Raw genomic sequence first — 18,222 nt, forward strand, 5'->3', positions numbered from 1 at the left:
AATCCGTATCTTAGATTAAATCTGGGATAGCCGCCGCCGCTACAGGGTTAACGACAGGACCCGGCGAATGTTTCGCAAGGAAACGCCCGCCGCCCCCGGCCGGAGATGCCCGATGAAAGCCACTTACAAGCCGTATCGCCTCCCCTCCGGTGGTTGGGGATCGGCCCGATCGGTCGGCAATATCCTGCGCCGGGAGGGCGTGCTCGGCAGCGCCAGCATCGCGCTGTCGCGCCACAACAAGGTCGACGGCTATCAGTGCAACAGCTGCGCCTGGGTCAAACCGGCCACGCCGCTCCCCTTCGAGTTCTGTGAGAACGGGGTGAAGGCGGTGGCGTGGGAGTTGACCGCGCACCGCTGCACGCCCGCCTTCTTCGCCGAACATACGGTCAGCGAATTGCTGGCTTGGGATGACTATCATCTGGAACAGCCGGGGCGGCTGACCCATCCGCTGCGCTACGATCCCGCGACCGACAAATATGTGCCGGTATCCTGGGGCCATGCCATCGAAGAGATCGCCCGCGAACTTCGCGCGGTGGACGACAAGCAACACGGCACCGTCTTCTACAGCTCCGGCCGGTTGTCGAACGAAGGCAGCTATCTCTATCAGCTTTTCGCCCGGCTTTATGGCAACAATAACCTGCCCGACAGCTCGAACATGTGCCATGAAACGACCTCGGTCGCGCTGCCCGCCAGTATCGGCCAGGGCGTCGGCACGGTCGATCTGGGGGACTTCGCCAAGACCGACTGCCTGATGTTCTTCGGCCAGAATCCGGGGAGCAACTCGCCCCGCATGCTGCACCCGCTTCAGGAAGCCAGCCAGCGCGGGGTGCCGATCATCACCTTCAACCCGCTTCGCGAGCGAGGGTTGGAGCGGTTCCTGAACCCCCAGTCGCCGACCGAGATGCTGACCGGCAAGGACACGCGGATCAGCTCGGACTATCATCAGGTCAAGAATGGCGGCGATCTGGCCGCGATTACGGGTATCTGCAAGGCGGTGCTGACGCTGCACGACGATGCCTTGGCGGCGCGTGAACCACCGATCCTCGACCTCGCCTTTATCGACGAGCACACGCATGGGTTCGCGCGCTTCGCCGACTGGCTGCGGGCGCAGGATTGGGACGAGTTGGAGCGGCGTTCCGGACTGCACCGTGCCGATCTCGAAGCGACGGCACTGATCTATGCCCGTGCGCCGTCGACCATCGGCATTTACGGCATGGGCCTGACGCAGCACCGTGCGGGGGTCGAGACGGTGCAGATGCTGGTCAACCTCCTCCTGATGCGCGGCAACATCGGACGGCCGGGCGCGGGCATCTGTCCGGTGCGCGGCCACAGCAATGTCCAGGGCCAACGGACGGTCGGCATCACGGAAAAGCCCGAGCTTTTCCCGCTCGACCGGCTGGGTGAACAATTCGGCTTCGAGCCACCCCGCGAGGCGGGGTACAACACGGTCGAAGCGTGCGAGGCGATCCTCGAAGGGCGGGTGAAGGCGTTCTTCATGCTGGGCGGCAATTTCGCCCGTGCCATCCCGGACCAGGGCCGGATGGAACCTGCCTGGCGGCGGATGCGGCTGACCGTCAACGTCCTGACCAAGCTCAACCGCACCGCCCTGCTCCCCGGCGAGATCAGCTATATCCTGCCGGTGATCGGGCGGCTGGAGATAGACGAGACGGCGGCCGGCCAGCAGGCGCTGTCGATGGAAGACACGTCTGGCTGCGTACATGGCAATCGCGGAATCCGCACACCAGCCTCTCCGCATCTCATCAGCGAGATACGGTTGCTATGCGAACTCGCCAAACAGGTGTTCGAGCCCCATCCCAAGGTGCGGTGGGACGACTATATGACCGACTATGCTGAGATCCGGCGGGAGATTGCCCATACGCTCCCCGACAATTTCCATGACTATGAAACACGCATGTGGGAGCCCGGCGGCTTCCAGCGCGACCTGCCGGCCAAGCGGCGCGAATGGCAGACCGATACCGGCCGCGCCAATTTCGTCACGCCTGAGGCACTCGACGAAGATCTCGATATGCCGGACGTCGGCCATGACGTGCTGCGGTTGATGACATTGCGCAGCAACGACCAGTTCAACACCACCGTCTATGGCTATAGCGATCGTTTCCGGGGGATCGACGGCATCCGCAACATCGTGCTGATGAACCGATCCGACATCGAACGCCGGGGTCTGAAGGTCGGGCAGGCGGTGACGTTGCGCACCGTCGCCGATGACGGGGTCGACCGGCATTTGTCGGGGATGATCGTCGTCGCCTATGACATCCCGGTCGGATGCATCGGCGGCTATTATCCCGAGTGCAACGTCCTGATGCCGGTGTGGCATTATGCCGTGGGCAGCAAGACGCCCGCCGCCAAATCCATTCCCGTGACGGTCGAAAGCGACGGCGATGCGATAGTCGAGCCGGGGATGGAGGATCGTTCGACGGCATGACCGGCGGAACCGGTCTTTTGGGAAGCCGAGCGCAGGCAAGCGCTCCCCGCAAACAGTAAGGGATCTTGAGCCTAGCACGTTGATTTAGCGCACTTCGGCGGATGCAAGCCCGTCACGCCCACCGGCCTGAATCGACGCTTGGCAGGCCCTTTGCAAATCGCTTGCTATTCGTAGGGCTTAGTCCATACATTACGATTTGATGACGCTTACCATCCCCGACATGTCACGGGACCGCCGGATAGAAGATCCGACAAATCTCTGGATTATTCATCCAGCGGCGCGCTTTCTTTTGCCCTGGTTCATCGCGCGCGGAATTTCGGCCAATGCCGTTTCCCTGGCCGGGCTGGCTTTGGGCACGTTGGCGGCGCTGGCCTATACGCAGTGGGAAATGTGGCCTTTTGCCTTGGTCGGCTTGCTGCTGTCGGTCGGCTGGCTTGTCGCCGACGGCCTGGACGGGATGATCGCGCGGGCCACGGGCACCGCCAGTCCGCTGGGGCGCGTGCTGGACGGGTTGTGCGATCACGGCGTCTTCATCCTGATCTATGTTTCGCTGGCCTTGTCGATTGGCACATTGGAAGGCTGGGCGCTGGCCGTGGCGGCAGGCATTGCGCACATGGTCCAATCCAACATGTACGAGAGCGAGCGGGCCCGCTTTCACCGTCGCCGCAATGCGGTGGCGATGATCGCCCCTCCTGCCCCGAGCCGCAATCCGCTGGTTCGACTTTATGACCTTTGCTGGGGACTATTGGATCGCGTCGCCGCGCGGTTCGATCATGTGCTGGGGCAGCACCATGCGCCCTCCGAGTTTGCGGCGAGATATGCCGCCCAAGCTGTCGGACCTATGCGGCTGATGAGCCTGTTGTCCGCCAATGTGCGGGTCTACGCCATTTTCCTTGCCTGCCTTTTCGCCAATCCCCGCCTGTTCTGGTGGTTTGAACTCATCCCACTGAACGTCATCCTCATCTTCGGACTTTTCCAGCACCGCATCGTCGAAAATCGTCTGAGTGCAGTACCGGCAGATCCTTTTCTGGCAAATAAGAGGGAATAAGAAATAATGTCGGCCATTAATATCGCTATCGTTGGAATAGGAAACTGCGCCAGTTCTCTCGTGCAGGGTCTTTCCTATTATCGCGAGGGCGCAAATGAGACCGTCGGGCTCATGCACTGGGACCTTGGCGGGTATAAGCCGAGCGATATCCGCGTCGTCGCGGCTTGGGATGTCGATCAGCGCAAAGTCGGCCGGGACGTGTCGGAGGCGATTTTCGCCAAGCCCAATTGCACCGCCGTCTTTTGCGAAACCGTGCCTGCCACTGGGACCAAGGTACGGATGGGGCATGTGCTTGACGGCGTCGCCGAACATATGTCGGATTATGACGACAATCGGACATTCCTGCTCGCGCATGAAAAGGAGGCGTCCAAAGCAGAAGTGGTCGCCGCCCTGCGCGAGACCAAGACCGATGTGCTGATGAACTATCTGCCGGTGGGTTCGCAGGCCGCCAGCGAGTTCTACGCCGAATGCGCGCTCGAGGCGGGCGTGGCGTTCGTGAACAATATTCCCGTGTTCATCGCGAGCGACCCCATCTGGGCGGAACGCTTCACCCAGGCTGGCGTGCCGATTATCGGCGACGACATCAAGGCGCAGCTCGGTGCCACCATCGTTCATCGCGTGCTGACCGATCTGTTCGCCAAGCGGGGCGTCAAGCTGGAGCGGACCTATCAGCTCAACACCGGGGGCAACACCGACTTCCTGAACATGTCCAATCATCGCCGCCTCGCCTCCAAGAAAATCTCGAAGACCGAGGCGGTGCAGTCGGTCGCTGCGGAGCGGCTGCATGACGACAATGTTCATATCGGCCCGTCCGACTATGTGCCCTGGCAGAACGACAACAAGATCTGCTTCCTGCGGATGGAAGGGACGATGTTCGGCGGTGTGCCGATGAACTTGGAATTGCGACTGTCGGTCGAGGACAGCCCGAACAGTGCCGGTGTCGCCATCGATATGATCCGGTGCGCCAAGCTGGCCAAGGATCGCGGTTTGGCGGGGCCGATCGACGCGGCATCGGCGTATTTCTGCAAGCATCCGCGTTTCCAGATGACCGATGACCTGGCGGCCCAGGCGGTCGATGAGTTCATTGCCGAAGCGGCGGAATGATCGAGACCGGTATTGTTCTCGCGGCAGGCGAAGGCTCCCGCCTTCGCGCTGTCGCCGCGCTCAAGCCCCTTTGCCTGGTCGACGGGCGGACACTGCTTGCCCATGCCGTGCTCGGTATGGCGCATGCAGGGCTGGCGCGAACGGTCGTGGTCGTCGGCTATGAGGCAGAGACGATCGAAGCCTATGTCGCGGCGCAGGACTGGCCGATCGACGTCGAAACAGTACGGGTAAAGGATCATCGGCATCCCAACGGTTCGTCATTGCTGGCGGCCGAACCGCTGCTGGGCGGTAAGGAGGCGATCCTGGCGATGTGCGACCATCTGGTCGAGCCAGCATTTTATCGGCGAATGGCCGCCGCCGATACGGGCGGCGGCGCGTCGCTCGGGATCGACCGCCGGATCGATAGCGATTGGATCGATCTTGACGACGTGACGTGCGTTCAGACGGAGGGCGACCGCTTGGTCGGCATCGGCAAGGGTCTCGCCCTCTATGACTGCTTCGATATGGGGGTGTTCAAGGTCGGCAAGGGCCTTTTCGACGCGCTCCGCGGATTGGACAGGCCATCGCTCACCGAGGGAATGCGGTGCCTGGTAACCGACCGGGCCGCTGGCATCACGGATTGCAGCGATCTGGGATGGATCGATGTGGACGATGAGCGGGCATGGCGCATTGCAGAAACATGGATGGCATCAAGTCGTCTTGGCGTAGTCGACGCTTAGGTGTTCTGTCCCGGCATCTGATGGATCGGATCGACGATGAACCGGTCTTGCTCTGACGTACAGACTTTTAAGGCCGATCGACATTCAGGATTGCTTCTTCTTCCCCTCTCCCCTGGACAGGGGAGAGGGTTAGCGAAGCTTGCCAGCCTGCTGGCTAGCGCAGCTTGGGTGAGGGGTTGAGCGAGCCCAAAGGCTCGCGCGCTCGCCAAGCGAGCGCCCACCCCTCACCCAGCTCCGACTAAGCCTTTGCTTTCGCAAAGGCCAAGTCTGCGCAACCCTCTCCCCTCTGCGAGGGGCGAGGGAAGGAAAGGCATTATCGGCCCTAGGTTGTATTCGTAGGGTAGGAGGCCACTGGGCCTCTTGAGTTATAGGCGGCCATGAAGGTTGTGACCGCCGGTATCGATCCTGTTTGCGGCCTACGCCATGGCCGGTCAGGCCTTTGCTTCGTTGATGACATGAACCTGCGTGAATTCGTGGAATCCCTCCTCCGCGAATTCGACGCCCAGCCCCGATTGTTTCGCGCCGCCGAACGGAATGCCGGGCCCGAAATCGAGATGTTTGTTGATCCAGACCGTGCCCGCCTCCATGCGCATGGCGAGGTCACGCGCCGCATCGCGGTCGGACGACCAGATCGAGCCGCCCAGCCCCATATCGGACGCATTGGCGCGTGCCAGCGCGTCTTCGGGATCGTCATAGCGGATGACGGGAAGCACGGGCCCGAACTGTTCCTCGTCGACCAGCCGTGCACCGTCTTCGATGTCGCGCACGATGGTCGGCCGGATGAAATAGCCGGGCTGGTCCAGCACTTCGCCCCCGGCGATGATCGTGCCATCCGATCGCGCCGCTTCGATGATCGCCTTCACCTTGTCATATTGCGCCCGGTTCTGGAGCGGCCCGATCTGTGCGCCCTGCTTCAACCCATCATCGACCACGGCTTCTTCGGCGAGCCTGGCCAGTTCCGCGCAGAGCGCATCATAGATGTCGGCATGGGCATAGACGCGCTTGATGGCGATGCAGACCTGTCCGGCGTTCAGGAATGCGCCGCCGAAAATGCCCGTCGCCGCCTTCACCGGGTCGGCATCGGGCAGGACGATCGCCGCGTCATTGCCGCCCAGTTCCAGCGTGAGGCGCTTGATAGACGCCGCCGCGCTTTCCATCACCTTCCGACCGGTTGCGGTCGATCCGGTGAAGCTGATCTTCGCGATATCGGGATGCGACGTCAGGCAGGTGCCCAGATCGTTTTGATCGGTGATGACGTTGACCACGCCGGGCGGGAAGATCCCGGCCATCATCTCGCCCAAGCGCAGCGTGGACAAGGGCGTGGTTGGTGCCGGTTTGATGACCAGCGTATTGCCCGCCAGCAGCGCCAAAGGCAGTTTGAAGGCGACGATCAGCACCGGGAAGTTCCAGGGGATGATAGCCCCCACCACCCCCAGCGGGCGACGATGCCGTTCGACCCGGCGGCTGTCATTGTCCTCCAGCACCCCGACCGGCAGGTCATGGGTCGCGAGCTGGCGAATGAAGGCGATGCTATAGGCGATCTCGGCCGTGGCTTCGCTCAATGGCTTGCCCTGTTCCTGGGTCAGCAGACGCGCCAGGCTTTCCGCATGCACCTCCATGCAATCGGCAAGATCGAGGATCAGCGCGCGCCGCTCCGCGATCGGGGTCTTCGCCCAGGCCGGAAAGGCGCGCTTCGCCGCCCCGACCGCTTCATCCAACTGCCCTGTCGAGGCGCGCGGGCATAAGGCCAGCACCTCCTCGGTCGCGGGGTTGATGACCTCCATCCTATCCGCGCCATCGACCAAATGACCGTCGATCAGAAGCCGGTAACCAGGCATATCCCATCCTCCTGCATAGTCGTCGACGTCGGCCACCTGGCGAAGGGAACGTCGAGGAATTTCAGGAAGGCTAAGAAGCTTTCGGTCCACCCCCTAGAGCCAAATCCGGCCTTAAGAGTGGGACCAGTTGGGGCGGCCTAGCGGCGCTGGCCGATGACGGTGGCGACACGGGTAAAGGCTTCGCGGATCGCCTCCTCCGACAGCCCGGTATAACCGAGTACCAGCGAGCGTTCGCGAAAGCGGCCGGGATTGCCATATTCCTGCGTCGCGGCGCCCGCGAACGGATACAGGCCGACGCCGCAGTTCAGCGCGATACGCTGCATGTCGTTCGCGGACGGCAGATCGGGTGGCAGCGTCCACATCATGTGCATCCCGCATTCGCGCCCCATCAGCACGCCGCCAGGGAAATGCTCTTCGATCGACCGGATCACCTGGTCTCGTGCGCCCATATAGGACCGGCGGATTCGGCGCAGATGGCGGAGAAACGCGCCTTCCTTCAGGAAATCCGCGATCACCGCCTGCTCCAGCCATGGCGCGCCATGGTCGGTCAACGTCTTCACCAATCGCGCCTGATCGAGAAGATGACGCGGCATGACCGCATAACCCACTCTCAACCCCGCGCCGATCGATTTGGAGAAGGTGCCGAGATAGATGACGTGACCCCGGCGATCCAGTCCGGCAAGCGCGGTCAGTGGCGGTCCGTCATAGCGGAAGTCGCTGTCATAATCATCCTCGATGACATAGCTGCCCGTCTGATAGGCCCAGTCGAGAAGGTGCAGCCGCCGGTCGAGGCTGAGCGTGCAACCGGTCGGAAACTGGTGGGACGGCGTCACATAGACGAGATTGCCCATGAAGCTTTCGAGTTGCGAGACGACGATACCCTGTTCGTCGACGTCGATCGGACGGATGCTGGCACCATAGCTTCCAAAGAGAAAGGCCGCACCCTGGTAACAGGGATTCTCGACCGCCACGCTCGCCTTCGTACGATCGGTGATGAAGATGCGGGCGAGCAGGTTGAGCGCCCCCTGGATGCCGGAGGTCACCATGATCTGATCGGCGCTGGCTTCCATCCCGCGCGTTTCGCCCAGATGCGCCGCAATCGCCTCGCGCAGCGGGGCCAGTCCACGCGGATCGCTATATTCGGTCTGGATGCCATGGGCATAAGCGAGATGCCGCGCGATCGTGCGTTGCCAGAAGCTGGTCGGGAAGCTGTCGGGGCGCGGCCGCCCGACGAAGAAATCGAACTGCGGCCGCGATCGCCTTTCGTGCCACAATCGGGGCGCCCGCCCGGAAAAGCTGGGATTCTTGCCCAACCGGAGCCGCTTGCGGCTGGGCTGAACCGATGAATGGCCATTGCGCAGCAGGACGGTCGCGTCGGGCAGCCGGTCGTTGACGAAGATGCCCGCCTTGGCCCGCGAGGTGATATAATCCTCCGCGGCGAGGCGTTCATAGGCCAGCGTCACGGTATTGCGGGCGATGCCCAACTGGTCCGACATGCTGCGCGTCGAGGGCAGTCGCTTGCCCGCGGCCAATGTGCCTTGCAGGATCTGGTCGCGCACCGCCTCGTAAATCTGCACCTGCAGCGATCGCTCGTCGTCGCGGTCGATACGAATGATCAGGTTCATCGTCATCGTCAGGCATGCCTTCGCTACCCCAGCTGCACCGATCCTATCGCACGGTCGCGCCAATGATAGAGCCGTCAGCATCTGGCACCATCATCTTCCGCTATACTGGCCCTACCGACTGGCCAAGTCGCTCTTCATCCTCACCGCACAGCTTATCGGGCTGGACTCATTGAGCGGAGAATCCCATGTCCATCTATCTCAGTATGCAGCGTGTGCGCTTTTCCAGCCCGGACGGATACGAGAAGTTCAAGGTCATTTTCGCCGATACGCGCAATCACCTGATGAAGTTGCCCGGCTTCCTCCATCTGACATGGTGGGTCCATCCCGAAGACCCGACCTGGTTCAACGAGGTCAGCTTCTGGGTGAACCGCGCGGCGCTCAAGGACTGGCACCAGGCAACCTACCACAAGCACGCCAAGGCATGGGCGGCGCGTGGTGCGATCATGGAAGACATCATCACCAATTTCGAACTGACCAACACGCGGCTTCTCCGCGTATGCCCCAATTGCGGGCTGGTCGAGGACAAGGCGTTCGAGCTGCAGGAAGAGCAGAAGGTTCTCGCCGAACCCTGCCCCCAGTGCAATTTCAACTTCCCCGTCATGCCGAACACGCCCAGCAGCTTCGCCGTGTTCAAGGATGTGCCGCTCCTCGCGGAGACCATTTCGCTGACCGCCCCGTCGATGGAGGCGTAAACGGCGGAGACGGCGGTGGAATGCGGCCATCTGGCCCCATCAAAAAGGCCAGGGATGGCGCTAGGCCGTCGGTCGTGATGCTCTGATAGTCAAGCCTGGTCGACGTTCGGGGGGAACCGAATGGTTTTCCCGATCGGCCGGTTACGGTTCAATCTCGTTCAAGGGAGATTTGGCATGGCAACGCAGTTGGCGGCGCAAGTGCAGGAATTGCCGCGTTACGCGGTTCATGGCGGCGTGCAGAACGAACCCAATGAGAAATGGCTGCCGTTCGAATGGGTCGAGCCCCGTTTCGGCATGCAGGTGCACGGCGAATATGTGGTGACCCGGCCCGAGGGCATGTCGGGATCGCTGTCGGCCGGTTTCTGGCGCACTGGCCCCACCGCGCCGGGCGCGACGGCGGACGGGTCGCATACCATCGTCTATTCCTCGCCCCTGGGCGACGAGGTGGCTTGCGTGATCGACGGCACCGCCGTGCTCACCGTCCTTTCCACCGGCAAGCGCTATAAGGTCGGCCCCGGTTCCATCATCAACTCGCCCAAGGGGCTGGAAGTGCAGTGGGAGATCGAGGGGCCATCGTTCAAGAAATGGTGGTGCATCTGGAACGGCAGCGAACCGACGAGCAACGCTCCGCAGGATCTGCTGATCTCGCACACCAGCGACAATCCCGCCGATTGGCTGGAATATCATTTCGACGAACCCGCCGAAGGCCCCCTGGTCGCAGGCGAACTCTATTTCCTGCGCTCCGGCGGTTCGACGGGCACGATGATGAGCGGCGTCTGGCGGTCGGGCAAGGGCATCGCGGGCAGCGATGTCGATGAAAAGGGCGCGCTCAAGACCCCCTATACCGGCGTGCTGGGCGACGAGACGATCCTGCTGCTCGAAGGCGAGGTCGAGGTGGTGGAAACCGACACCGGCAAGGTCCATAATTTCAAGGCGGGCGATACGATCGGCCTGTCTTCCGGCATGCACATCACATGGACGTCGAAGGGCCCCTTCTCGAAGAAGCTGTGGGTCATCACGCGGGACGTACTGCCCGAATAACGCCGGGATCGCGGTGACGGGTGGCGGGACCTCTGGGGGCCGCCACCCCGGTCCGGCAGGCGCCGTCCGCAGGGGCGAACGCATCATCATGGATCCAGGCCGACGCCTCCTCCCGCTAGGCGCAGCGGCAATTCAACAATCAAGGTGGGAAGCCCGAGAGACCGCATCAATGCGGCGTGATCGTGGAGAGGATCGAACGTATGACCGGCCTATCGGCATCGGTCGCCGTCCCTGATTACAGGGAGTCGGTCGAGGATTTTTGCATTGAACGGGAGCGAGCGCGGCTTTCGGGCCATCTGTCGGACGGTATCAACGCCTGTGTCGAATGCTGCGACCGCTATGCCGATAGCAACGATGTGGCGCTCATCACGATCGCGGCGGATGGCACACGCCGTGATCATGGCTTCGCCGCGCTGCGCGACCTGTCGGCGCAAGTCGCGCATATGCTGGCGGCGCACGGCGTCCGGCCCGGCGACGTCGTAGCGGGCCTGTTGCCGCGAAGGCTGGAGCTGGTCGCGACGATCCTGGGCGTCTGGCGGATCGGGGCGACCTATCAGCCGCTGTTCACCGCCTTCGGCCCCAAGGCGATCGCGCACCGGCTGGGCATCGGCAAGGCCGTGCTGGTCGTGACGGACAGCGCCAATCGCCCGAAGCTGACGGACATCGCGCAATGTCCACCGATTGCGGTCGTCCGCACCCCGGAAGAGCCGCTCGTGGCGGGCGACATCGACTTCCGGGCAGAGGTGGAAGGGATGTCGACCGATTTCGAGCCGGTCCTGCGCACGGGCAACGATCTTTTCCTCATGATGTCGACATCGGGGTCCACGGGCCTCCCCAAAGGCGTGGGTGTGCCCCTGAAGGCGCTGATCGCGATCGGCGCCTATATGCGATGGGCGATAGACCTGCGAGCGGAGGACCTTTTCTGGAATATCGCGGATCCCGGTTGGGCCTATGGTCTCTATTACGGGATCACCGGGCCGTTGCTGCTCGGCCGGGCGACGATCCTGCATGATGGCGTCTTCTCCGCCGAGGCCGCCATCGATCTTATCGCCCGGCTCGGCGTCACCAATCTCGCCGGTTCGCCCACCGCGTATCGCCTGCTGATGGCGGGGGGCGGCGCGGTCGCTGCCAGGGTAAAGGGCATGCTGCGCATCGTAAGCAGTGCGGGCGAGCCGCTGAATCCCGAGGTCATCCGGTGGTTCGATGCCCAGCTCGTGGTGCCGGTGCACGATCATTATGGCCAGACGGAAACCGGCATGCTCGTGAACAACCATCACGGCCTGTCGCACGCCGTCCGTATCGGCTCGGCCGGGGTCGCGATGCCCGGCTATCGGGTCGCGGTGCTGGGTGAGGACGGCCGCGAACGGGGCCTGGGCGAACCGGGCGAATTGGCGATCGACATCGCCCGGTCTCCCCTCTTCTGGTTTGACGGCTATTGGCGACAACCCACGCCCGCCATCCGTGGCGGCTATTACCGGACGGGGGATACGGTGGAGCTGGGCCCCGACGGCAGCGTCAGCTTCATCGCACGTGCCGACGACGTCATCACCTCATCGGGCTATCGGATCGGCCCCTTCGATGTCGAAAGCGCATTGATCGAACATCCCGCCGTGATGGAGGCCGCAGTCATCGGCGTGCCGGACCCGGACCGCACCGAGTTGGTCAAGGCGTTCATCGTCCTGAACGCGGGATTTGCGCCGACGCCAGCGCTGGCCGATGCCCTGAAAGCGCATGTCAAAACCCGACTGTCCGCGCACGCCTATCCCCGGCTGATTGCGTTCCTGTCGGAACTGCCGAAAACCCCCAGCGGCAAGATACAGCGCTTCATGCTGCGCGCCATGGAACAGGACCAAAGCTGAACTGGCCCCATCAAAAAGCGGCGAACAGGTCCTAAGAAGAGGGGCAGATATCCGGCACCTTGAGCCTTGGCACCAGCGTTCGGGGCTGTGCGACAGGATCCACGCACCCCATTATCCCTGACTGCTGATGCCCAGGCGCAACGGGTCACCAATGCACTCAGATGCAGTGACCTTATCAGGGAGCTTCACATGAAAAGGGTCGGGGGCATCAGCATTCTCGCCATCGCGACATGCACGGCGATGCCGGCATTCGCGCAGGATGCGAGCAAGGCGCAGACGCAGGCCGGAGGATTGGAGGAGATCGTCGTGACCGCCACCAAGCGGTCGGAGAACCTTCAGGACGTTCCGGTTGCCGTGTCGGCCATTTCGTCGTCGGAACTCGCCGCCCAGGGCGTGTTCGACACGTCGGACCTGAACGGTTCGATGCCCAATCTTCAGGTGTCATCGGCTTATGGTTCGCAGCAGCCCAACTTCACCCTGCGCGGTATCGGTGTCGGCACCGAACTCAGCGCAAGCGCGGCATCGCCGGTCGGCGTCTATGTCGACGAGGTCTATCAGACCTTCCGCGCGAGCCAGGGCCAGCAACTCTATGATCTGAATCAGGTCGAAGTGGTCCGCGGGCCCCAGGGGACACTCTATGGCCGCAACACCACCGGCGGTGCGATCAACTTCATCACCCGCAAGCCCGCCCTGAAGGGCAACAATGGGTATCTGACGGTGGGCTATGCCAATTACGACCGCTGGAATTTCGAAGGCGCGATCGAACTGACCCCCGTCGAAGACCGGTTCGGTATCCGTATCGCGGGCACCTATGTCAAAATGGATCCCTATATCCATAATCTGATGCCCGCCGGTCTGAACAAGACGGCGGCAGGCGGCGCGTCCGGGCGGAATTTCGCGACGGGTCGCGATCCGGGCGGCGATGAGAACTATGCGTTTCGCGGCACGATGCGGTTCAAGCCGGTCGACGCGCTCGACATCACGCTGAAGGGCTATGCGTCCAAATCGACCGGAGGCGCGGCGGCCTCTCTCGGCGCTGGCCCCTACAAGTCCAACCCGGGCCTGTTCGACTATGAAAACCCCAATTTCATCCTCTCGCCCCTGTTCCAGGCACTGGGCTCCAAGGGCGCCGGTCTGCTGCCGAGCAGCTACAGCCGGGCGGGACTGTCGGATACCGAGATCGAACAGGATACCGTCGGCCGCGCCGTTACCCGCACCGAGGGGGCGGTGTTGACGGTAAAGGCCGACCTTGCCGACCGGCTCAGCCTCACCTCGATCACCGGCTATGATTCCGGCCTCTATCTCCAGACACAGACGGATTGCGACAGCGGCCCGCTGCGCCTCTGTTCGAACGGCTATCGGTCCGATTTCAAGGCCTTCAATCAGGATATGCGGCTCGATTACAGCAGCGGCCCGTTCAAGATGATCGCGGGCGCCTATTATGGCTGGGATTCGGTCACGTCGAACAACGCCATCGACATCTTCAACCTGCTGAGCGACGTGCGTGCCGCCGTCGGCCTGCCCGCGACCTGGTTCAACCCGGCGGGCGGCTTCAACGGAAAGGTGTTGTCCGCCGGCTCGGTCCCGACGGGCATTCTGGGCAAGCAGCATTTCCGGCAGGAGCGCGAAAGCTGGGCCGTCTATGGCGAAGGCAGCTATGAAATCACCCCGACGGTGAAGTTCACGGCGGGCCTGCGCTACACGACCGACATCACCCGATATCGTGATGGCATCACCACCTATTATGACGACGCGGGCAATGCGCGAATGCTCGCCGTTTCCGCCTATGGCGCGCCCTATTTCCTGTCGCCGGTCTATAACGAGGCCGGCGCCGTGGTGATCCCGGCAACCGGGGGAAGCATGCCCGGCGGCGTCAACAAGGACGGCAAGACCAGCCGCATCTCAGGCCGCGCCATACTGGACTGGAAGCCGGTGGACGGCGTCATGCTGTATGCCAGCTATAGTCGCGGCTATCGCGCCGGAACGTTCAACGGCCTGGCCTATATCAGCTCGCCGCAGGTCTATTTCGTCAAACCGGAAGAAGTGAACGCCTATGAGGTGGGGTTCAAGACCCGGTTCCTTGACAACCGGCTTCAGGTCAACGGCAGCTTCTTCTATTATGATTACAAGAACCAGCAGAGCCAGGTCGTCGACCAGAGCGTGACGGCGAACGTCATCACGCTCGACGGTACGATGAAGGGGCTGGAACTGGATGTCGAATTCGCCGCCACCAATCGCCTGACGCTCAGCGCGTCGCTCGGCCTGCTCGACAGCAAGTATAAGGATTTCGATCAGGCAAGCTGCGCGGCGCTGAACCTCAGCGGCCTGTATCCGGCACAGAAAGGGTCTTGCGTTCAATCGGGCGCGGGCAGTGTCAGCGTCGGCGGCAACCCCTTCCCTTATGCGCCGAAGTCGTCGATCAACCTGGGCTTCGACTGGGATGCGGCGGATGTCGGGGCCGGCACGATCAAGGTACATGGCGACACCGCCTATTCGGGCCGCTTCTATTACGACTCGTTCAAGGACTATAGTCGCGGCGTCCTGAAGAACCTTGCGACGGGCCTCTATACAAATGGCGAGGGCGATTACTGGGTGTTCAACAGCCGTATCAGCTATGTGACGGATCGCTACACCCTTTCGGTATGGGGCAAGAACCTGTCGAACAGGCTCTACTTTCCGGGCGGCTATCCCAATGAGGGCATCACCGGAGCGGGCTATCTGGTTCGGGCCCTGCCCAGGACCTTCGGCGTGGAAGCCACTGTTCGCTTCTGAAGACAGGGGGGATCCCCCCGCGATCCCCCCTTCTCCACCGACCTTCCTATTCTGTCACTGGAGTATTCTTGTCGTGAAGACCCGCGCCGCCGTCGCCTTCGAAGCGAAGAAGCCGCTCGAAATCGTCGAACTCGATCTGGAAGGACCCAAGGCCGGGGAGGTCCTGGTCGAGATCATGGCGACCGGCATCTGCCACACCGACGCCTATACGCTGGACGGTCTGGACAGCGAGGGGATCTTCCCCAGCGTGCTGGGCCATGAAGGCTGCGGTATCGTGCGTGAGGTGGGCGCGGGCGTGACCAGCGTCGTGCCGGGCGACCATGTCATCCCGCTCTACACGCCCGAATGCCGCCAGTGTAAGTCGTGCCTGTCGGGCAAGACCAACCTGTGCACCGCGATCCGCGCGACGCAAGGCAAGGGGCTGATGCCCGACGGCACGACCCGGTTCAGCTACAAGGGCCAGCCGATCTTCCATTATATGGGCTGCTCGACCTTCTCGAACTTCACCGTCCTGCCCGAAATCGCGGTCGCCAAGATCCGCGAGGACGCGCCGTTCGACACCAGCTGCTATATCGGCTGCGGCGTGACGACGGGCGTGGGCGCGGTGGTCAACACCGCCAAGGTCCAGCCGGGCGAGAATATCGTCGTCTTCGGTCTGGGCGGCATCGGCCTGAACGTCATCCAGGGCGCCAAGCTGGCGGGCGCGGGCCGGATCATCGGCGTCGACCTGAACCCGGCGCGCGAGGAATGGGGCCGCCGCTTCGGCATGACCCACTTCCTCAATTCCAAGGGCCTGTCGCGCGAGGAGACGATCGCGAAGATCCTGGAGCTGACCGATGGCGGCGCGGATTACAGCTTCGACGCGACCGGCAATACCGAGGTGATGCGCACCGCGCTGGAGGCGTGCCATCGCGGCTGGGGTACCTCGATCATCATCGGCGTGGCCGAGGCGGGCAAGGAAATCAGTACGCGACCGTTCCAGCTGGTGACGGGCCGCAACTGGCGTGGCACCGCGTTCGGCGGCGCGCGCGGGCGCACCGACACGCCCAAGATCGTCGACTGGTATATGAACGGCAAGATCGAGATCGATCCGATGATCACCCACCGGCTGACGCTGGAGGAGATCAACAAGGGCTTTGACCTGATGCACAAGGGCGAAAGCATCCGCTCGGTCGTACTGTTTTAGCATTGTAGCGACTCCGCGGCGCACCGCACGGGCGGCGATTGTCGCGGAACCTCTGGGCGGAGTAGCCATGCCGCTGTCCGATGCCGGCTGCTCCAATCATGGTGTCAGGCCATCTGAAGCCCCGGCCTTCCAGCCTCTACGGTGAACCGCGCCAGGTCGGCGATGGGTGATCGCGGATCGCTTGTGTCGGCCAGGCCACGAAAGGTCACGTCGCAATGGCCGCCCGACAAGTCTATTCGGCCATAGCCGCGCACCAGATTTTCGGCATAGTGGAAGCCGGTCGTCGCCGCGGCCGTCGATTTGAACAGCGGATCGGGGTTGAGCGAGGTGATCGACCCGCCGACGAATTCCGACGCGATGGGCGCGCCGTCAGGCCGGTCGGGGTCGCGCAGATCGGTCGCGGCAAAGGCATGGATATCGCCGCTCAACACGATGGGATTGGCCGTCCCCGCCGCGACCCAACGTCGGAAGATGCGGTCCCGCGCTGCCGGAAAGCCTTCCCAGCGGTCGACCGAGTGGAACATTGCGCCCTTGTCCGGCTGTTTGGGATCGTTGGTCGGAAAGGGCGTCATCAGGGTCTGCTGTGCGAGCAGGTTCCAGCGCGCCCGTCGCCCGCCCAGTTCCTCGTTCAGCCAGCCCTCCTGCCGTGCGCCGAGCATGGAGAGCTTGGGGGCGTGCCGGGCCGCGCAATCGGCCACCAGATAATCGTAACGGCGCTGGCCGTTGGCATCGGGGGCGGGCTGGCACGGGCGATCGTCGCGATATTGCCGGTCGTCGAGCATGACGATCCGCGCCAGCCGCCCCCAGTCCAGCCGACGATAGAGACGCGCCCATGGCCCGGCGGGATGCGATACCCGGCGCAGCGGCATATGCTCCCAATAGGCCTGATAGGCGGCCGCCCGCCGTGCGAGGAAGCGGGCAGGATCGCCATAATGCTGGTCCCATTGTCCGGCATAGTCGTTGGCGACTTCGTGATCGTCCCAGATGGTCATCCAGGGGGCCGCCGCATGAGCGGCCTGAAGCAGCGGATCGAGCTTGTAGCTGGCATAACGCAGCCGATAGCCGGGCAAGTCGAACGGCTCGGGGTTCAGATGGGGGCGCAGCGCCTTGGGATTGGGGGCGCCCTCGTAGATATAGTCGCCCAGGAACAGGATCAGGTCGGGGTCTTCCGCGATCGCATGGGTCCAGGCGGCATAATGGCCGACCTCATATTTCTGGCACGAACCATAGCAGATGCGCAGCCGATCGACCGTCGCGTCGGCGGCGGGCGCGGTCCGGGTGCGGCCGACCGGACTGACCTGCCCCAGGCTGAGAAAACGGTAATGATAGACATGGGCGGGGCGCAGGCCGGTGACCTCGACATGCAGGCTGTGGCCGTCCTCGGGCGTCGCGCGTACCTCACCGCGACGGACGATGCGGCGGAACTGTTCGTCCTCGGCGACTTCCCAGCGGACTGGCACGCGGGCGTCGCCCAAGCCGCCGCCGGGCGCCAGCGGTTCGGGCACGAGCCGCGTCCACAAGACGACGCCATCGGCGCTTGGCTCGCCCGATGCGACGCCGAGTGAGAAAAGGGGAGCAGCAGGGCCGCGCACCAGCGCCATGCCTCCCGATGCGATGACGAACGGTGCCATCGTTATGGGGGCGCCGATGATCTGCCGACGCGAGGGACGAAAGGTCATGGGATCACGGTTCCTGAAGGAAGATATGGCTGCGCCTTACGCCCCATTTCTTGCGCTCGCCAGAGTATCCGAGCGCCAGTGATAGGGAGATGAAAAAAATGTTGCCGTTGCGACAACATTGTCATCGTAGTGTCTGCAAATCTGTCATGAAAATGACCCTGACCGTGCCTATCCGCCCCCGAAATGCGGACATGAGTCCTTGGGGGAGCAATGAAA

At 63.0% G+C, this 18,222-nt stretch carries 12 protein-coding genes; 9 read left to right on the forward strand and 3 right to left on the reverse strand.

The window, feature by feature from the left end:
• The first annotated feature begins 112 nt into the window (after positions 1–112).
• The 4 genes from QE360_RS14890 (at position 113) to QE360_RS14905 (ending at position 5,314) form a co-directional block, all read left to right on the forward strand.
• Positions 113–2,443: an FdhF/YdeP family oxidoreductase gene (locus tag QE360_RS14890; RefSeq protein ID WP_309702716.1), complete on the forward strand. Its 2,331-nt coding sequence runs from the start codon at positions 113–115 to the stop codon at positions 2,441–2,443.
• Positions 2,444–2,642: 199 nt separating this feature from the next.
• Positions 2,643–3,491, forward strand: a complete 849-nt coding sequence (locus QE360_RS14895; RefSeq protein ID WP_309702717.1) for a CDP-alcohol phosphatidyltransferase family protein — start codon at positions 2,643–2,645, stop codon at positions 3,489–3,491.
• Positions 3,492–3,497: 6 nt separating this feature from the next.
• Entirely contained in the window at positions 3,498–4,595 is a 1,098-nt protein-coding gene (locus tag QE360_RS14900) for an inositol-3-phosphate synthase (protein ID WP_309702719.1), read from the forward strand.
• Positions 4,592–5,314 carry an NTP transferase domain-containing protein gene (locus QE360_RS14905; RefSeq protein WP_309702722.1) on the forward strand — a complete coding sequence of 241 codons (723 nt, stop codon included), beginning with the start codon at positions 4,592–4,594 and terminating at the stop codon, positions 5,312–5,314. The genes QE360_RS14900 and QE360_RS14905 overlap by 4 nt, the downstream gene beginning before the upstream one ends.
• A 431-nt stretch (positions 5,315–5,745) precedes the next feature.
• On the opposite strand, the gene QE360_RS14910 is transcribed toward QE360_RS14905, so the two are convergent.
• On the reverse strand, positions 5,746–7,152 hold the full coding sequence (locus QE360_RS14910; RefSeq protein ID WP_309702724.1) for an aldehyde dehydrogenase family protein: 1,407 nt from the start codon (positions 7,150–7,152) through the stop codon (positions 5,746–5,748).
• A gap of 137 nt (positions 7,153–7,289) precedes the next feature.
• Entirely contained in the window at positions 7,290–8,783 is a 1,494-nt protein-coding gene (locus QE360_RS14915; RefSeq protein WP_309702726.1) for a PLP-dependent aminotransferase family protein, read from the reverse strand.
• A gap of 179 nt (positions 8,784–8,962) precedes the next feature.
• On the opposite strand from QE360_RS14915, the gene QE360_RS14920 reads away from it, so the two are divergent.
• From QE360_RS14920 to QE360_RS14940, 5 genes are all read left to right on the forward strand, one after another.
• Positions 8,963–9,469, forward strand: a complete 507-nt coding sequence (locus QE360_RS14920; protein ID WP_307098714.1) for an antibiotic biosynthesis monooxygenase — start codon at positions 8,963–8,965, stop codon at positions 9,467–9,469.
• Positions 9,470–9,643: 174 nt separating this feature from the next.
• Entirely contained in the window at positions 9,644–10,510 is an 867-nt protein-coding gene (locus tag QE360_RS14925; protein ID WP_309702728.1) for a cupin domain-containing protein, read from the forward strand.
• Between the two features lie 200 nt (positions 10,511–10,710).
• A complete protein-coding gene (locus QE360_RS14930) occupies positions 10,711–12,369 on the forward strand; it encodes an AMP-binding protein (RefSeq protein ID WP_309702729.1) in 1,659 nt (552 codons plus the stop codon).
• A gap of 189 nt (positions 12,370–12,558) precedes the next feature.
• A complete protein-coding gene (locus QE360_RS14935) occupies positions 12,559–15,141 on the forward strand; it encodes a TonB-dependent receptor domain-containing protein (protein ID WP_309702731.1) in 2,583 nt (860 codons plus the stop codon).
• 73 nt (positions 15,142–15,214) lie between these two features.
• A complete protein-coding gene (locus QE360_RS14940; protein ID WP_309702733.1) occupies positions 15,215–16,327 on the forward strand; it encodes an S-(hydroxymethyl)glutathione dehydrogenase/class III alcohol dehydrogenase in 1,113 nt (370 codons plus the stop codon).
• 104 nt (positions 16,328–16,431) lie between these two features.
• On the opposite strand, the gene QE360_RS14945 is transcribed toward QE360_RS14940, so the two are convergent.
• Positions 16,432–18,006 carry an alkaline phosphatase D family protein gene (locus tag QE360_RS14945; RefSeq protein ID WP_309702735.1) on the reverse strand — a complete coding sequence of 525 codons (1,575 nt, stop codon included), beginning with the start codon at positions 18,004–18,006 and terminating at the stop codon, positions 16,432–16,434.
• Between the last annotated feature and the right edge of the window lie 216 nt (positions 18,007–18,222).

Source organism: Sphingomonas sp. SORGH_AS_0789 (assembly GCF_031453055.1).
Lineage (GTDB): Bacteria > Pseudomonadota > Alphaproteobacteria > Sphingomonadales > Sphingomonadaceae > Sphingomonas.

Bases quoted from the DNA above. Each gene is read 5' to 3' on its own strand.
- QE360_RS14890 (WP_309702716.1), top strand. From the start codon at position 113: ATGAAAGCCACTTACAAGCCGTATCGCCTCCCCTCCGGTGGTTGGGGA.
- QE360_RS14895 (WP_309702717.1), top strand. From the start codon at position 2,643: ATGACGCTTACCATCCCCGACATGTCACGGGACCGCCGGATAGAAGAT.
- QE360_RS14900 (WP_309702719.1), top strand. From the start codon at position 3,498: ATGTCGGCCATTAATATCGCTATCGTTGGAATAGGAAACTGCGCCAGT.
- QE360_RS14905 (WP_309702722.1), top strand. From the start codon at position 4,592: ATGATCGAGACCGGTATTGTTCTCGCGGCAGGCGAAGGCTCCCGCCTT.
- QE360_RS14910 (WP_309702724.1), bottom strand. From the start codon at position 7,152: ATGCCTGGTTACCGGCTTCTGATCGACGGTCATTTGGTCGATGGCGCG.
- QE360_RS14915 (WP_309702726.1), bottom strand. From the start codon at position 8,783: ATGACGATGAACCTGATCATTCGTATCGACCGCGACGACGAGCGATCG.
- QE360_RS14920 (WP_307098714.1), top strand. From the start codon at position 8,963: ATGTCCATCTATCTCAGTATGCAGCGTGTGCGCTTTTCCAGCCCGGAC.
- QE360_RS14925 (WP_309702728.1), top strand. From the start codon at position 9,644: ATGGCAACGCAGTTGGCGGCGCAAGTGCAGGAATTGCCGCGTTACGCG.
- QE360_RS14930 (WP_309702729.1), top strand. From the start codon at position 10,711: ATGACCGGCCTATCGGCATCGGTCGCCGTCCCTGATTACAGGGAGTCG.
- QE360_RS14935 (WP_309702731.1), top strand. From the start codon at position 12,559: ATGAAAAGGGTCGGGGGCATCAGCATTCTCGCCATCGCGACATGCACG.
- QE360_RS14945 (WP_309702735.1), bottom strand. From the start codon at position 18,006: ATGACCTTTCGTCCCTCGCGTCGGCAGATCATCGGCGCCCCCATAACG.